We start from the raw sequence: 3,741 nt of genomic DNA on the forward strand, positions 1-3,741 counted from the left end.
GGCCGATACTTCAGCCATCAAGTCGGTTGTTTTCTTAATACCACCGGTGATATTTTGCAGAATCTCAACCAGTTCTTCAGATGATTTTACGCCACCATCGGCATTCTTTTGTGAACCTTCGATAAGTGCACTCGTATCTTTGGCCGCTTCGGCTGAACGCTGGGCCAAATTTCTTACTTCTTCGGCGACAACAGCAAAACCCTTACCAGCTTCACCAGCACGAGCCGCTTCAACAGCCGCGTTAAGAGCCAATAGGTTAGTCTGGAAAGCGATTTCATCGATGACCTTAATAATTTTTGCCGTATCATCGGATGATTTTTTGATCTCAGTCATTGCTTCAGACATTGAGTTCATCGCCCTCATACCCTTATCAGCTTCCCCACTGGCTGTTGATGCAAGGGTGTTGGCCTGTTTTGTATTATCAGCATTTTGACGAGTCATGCTAGCCATTTCTTCTAGTGAAGATGAGGTTTCCTCAAGCGATGAGGCTTGCTCCGAGGCACCTTCCGCCAGTGATTGACTGGCTGAAGCAACCTGCTCGGAAGCAGAACCGACTTGCTCGGCACCACTGTTTAGGTTATTGATAATATTGTTAATCGGACCGGTAACTGATTTGGCTGTCCATATTGCAACAATAACAATAAGGGCAATACCAATAACAGCGATCAATGTCATCATCCACTGCATAGCTATAACTGCCGCCATAGCTTCAGGCTCATCTATCTCGGCAATCAATGCCCATGTTTTACCACAAACGTCAATAGGAGTGTATGCTGAAAGAACTGGATTACCATTATAATCAGTTATAATTTCAGCATCAACTTTACCGGCCAAAGCATTGGTTGCGGCATCGGTGTCAACACCATTGTTCTTGACATTACCAGCAAATGATGCGGCCACTGAGTGACCCTTAGGATCAAGATATGAATCAGAACGCATCAGCTTATCTGGTCCTACAAGATATGTTTCACCAGTTTCGCCCATACCTTCACGCTGTTGCATGATGCCATTTATTGCGCCGAGTGATAACTGAAGGGCAACAATAATATCAGTCTGGCCATTATAAACAACCGGTTCGGCAATAAATGCGCATGGTTCACCATTACTTGGTGCATATGGTGCAAAATCAGCCATACCAAAACGTTTGGTTGACATTACTTCACGAGCCAATTCACCAAGGTTTGAACCGGAGTATTTACCGCTGACAAAGTTGGTCTGGTAATCAGCTTCCTGAGCGACTGTATAGAAACAGTATCCATCAGGGTTCATCAGGAAGAGATCATAATATCCATACATATCAGTATATTTGGCAAAGAAATATTCGCCATTTTCATCTTTAGGACAAAAAGCCTCGGCGACATCGATCTCTGACATCATCGCCCAGCGAATTCCATCACCAAGATCAATCGCACTCCAGCTGGATAAACATGGGTTGCCATTATAATCATTAATGACTCTGTGTCCACTATGTCCGGCCATTGAACTACGAATAGCTTCAGTTTCAACTACCGCGTTATTCTTAAAAGCGGCCACAACTGAATGATCAACCGGATCGAGATATGAATCAGAACGCATGATACCGTCTGAACCAACAAGATATGATTCACCGGTTTCACCCATACCGGCGCGTTCAAGCATGATCGTATTAATAGCATCGATCGAGATCTGCATTGCAACAACACCAATAACCTGTCCATTACTTCTGATCGGAGCTGATACAAACTGAGCCGGTGCACCATTGGATGGAGCATATGGTTTGGTGTCAGAAAGTGCGACACGACCTTCACTGCTTGCTATTCGCCATACATCACGAAGTGATGAACTGATATCACTGGCCCGAGTACCAAAATCACCTTCTTTGGTAACCGAGTAACAAACGTCACCATTTTGGGCATCCATCAGGAAGACATCATAATAACCATATTCTTCCATATAGTTTTTAAATACTGGATGATACACATCATGAACGGTCTTAAACTGACTCGGTGCATTATATCTTTCATTAAGAAGTCCCTGATAGTTACCGCTCTGGGCTCCACCACCGGCATTAAAGGCTTTCATAAGGTCTTTGAATGCCAATACGGTATTGGGATTGTTACCCAAAACAATCGCATCACCTTTACGTTCTCCAAAGAAGCGTTCGACTTGAGCTTTCTTTGAAGCCTGAACAGCATTAAGTTTATTAAATGCTTCACGACGAAGCACTCCAACTGTTTCAGTCAATACACCCATATCACCCTGACGTTCACCGAAGAAACCTTCGATCTGCGCTTTTTTGATCTCACGGGCCATAGTCAACTGATTAAATGCCGCCGTGCTAAGTGCCGTGTTTGATTTGTTGAGCGAAAGTAAAGCTACCACCGCAAACGGTATGATTCCAACCGCCAGAAAGAGCAGTAACAGTTTCTTGCCCAATGCCATGTTTGTGTTTGCCATTTTTTTTAATCTCCCTTTTAATTATTACTTTCTATATCCTTATTAGAATGAATAGGTCATTTCATATGCGGCTGTGAATCCTGATTTCTTTGGAGCGCCATCACTATCGGTGAAAACATACTGATCAGAGAAATCATAACGAAACTCAACCAAAGCACCCATACCATCGCCAAGACCAAAGGTCGGAGCAAAGGTGAAGGCTTTACGTTTTTCAGCAACACTGGAACCGAGACGACTGCCGTTTTTATCGTCGAAATAGTCAAAACGAGCGGTCAGGCCAAACCAGTCATTGAAATCCCAATGGTTCATCAGAAGGAAACCTGTCCATTTGTTACTGGCGGTACCAACAGCGGTACTGCCAAAGTTGAACTCGCTACCGATTGTCCACCAAGACCACGGGTTAAAACTCATGTCAAAGTCAACTACTGTCTGGTGATCGCCTTCAGCTTCCGAATCAGCGCCATAGGTGAATGAGAAACCAACACAACCCCAGTTATCGTTGGTATACCCAAACCGACTACCAATAGTTTTGCCGGTATTAAGATCAACATTTTGATCCCATCCATTGACAATATAAACTGACCAGTCAAGACCTGAACCAAAATCAGCACTGACCATAGCACCGGTAACATTAGTCGGTAGACCATAGTTAAAAACTAAGGCATGCGAGTACTGGTACATATCGGGAGCATCAAGAAGCTCAAAACCGATCGGAGCATTAAATTTACCAAAGGTGAAGCTGACCGGACCAAGGGCTTTCGGGCTGAAAGTTACATAACCCTGTTCTGCATCAAGAGCAAATCCGCCAGCACCATCACTGACCCATTCAACATCAGCTCTAAGTGAACCAACTTCGCCAATATTCTTTTCAATATTTACTTCTGCCTGATCAAATCCAAAACTGTTGGACGCTGATGGACCATCGTAATAGTAACTACCATCAATAAAACCAGTGAAACTGATTTCATTGACACTCCACTCAGCATCATGAGATGATTCCTCCTGTTGCGGAACCTGACCAAGTTGAGTGCTCAAATCAGCATACATGGAACTTTGTTCCTGGGTTGCGAATCGCAGCTCTTTTTCAAGCTCAGTCAATCGAACCGCCATCTCAAGCAGTGATTCATCATAAACAGTCAAGTCTATCGGATCAGACGGTGTTAACTCAGGTTGATTTTGCTGTTTTGCAATTTCGGCTTTGCACCAGTTTAATTGCTTTTCAACCTTCTCAAGTCTCTCAAGGAGATCCATTACTCCTTGACCAAAGCTGTTAGAGACAGCTAAGGTGAGAATCAAGATTGTTAA

The 3,741-nt window shown here is 43.8% G+C and carries 2 protein-coding genes; both read right to left on the reverse strand.

The window, feature by feature from the left end:
- Window positions 1-2,436 (reverse strand): methyl-accepting chemotaxis protein (locus GY843_RS08930; RefSeq protein ID WP_297308719.1); only part of this gene is annotated, 2,436 nt, incomplete at its 3' end.
- A gap of 42 nt (window positions 2,437-2,478) precedes the next feature.
- Window positions 2,479-3,741: outer membrane beta-barrel protein (locus tag GY843_RS08935; RefSeq protein WP_297308721.1), on the reverse strand; the 1,263-nt coding region annotated here is incomplete at its 5' end.

Source organism: Neptuniibacter sp. (assembly GCF_024231755.1).
Lineage (GTDB): Bacteria > Pseudomonadota > Gammaproteobacteria > Pseudomonadales > Balneatricaceae > Neptuniibacter.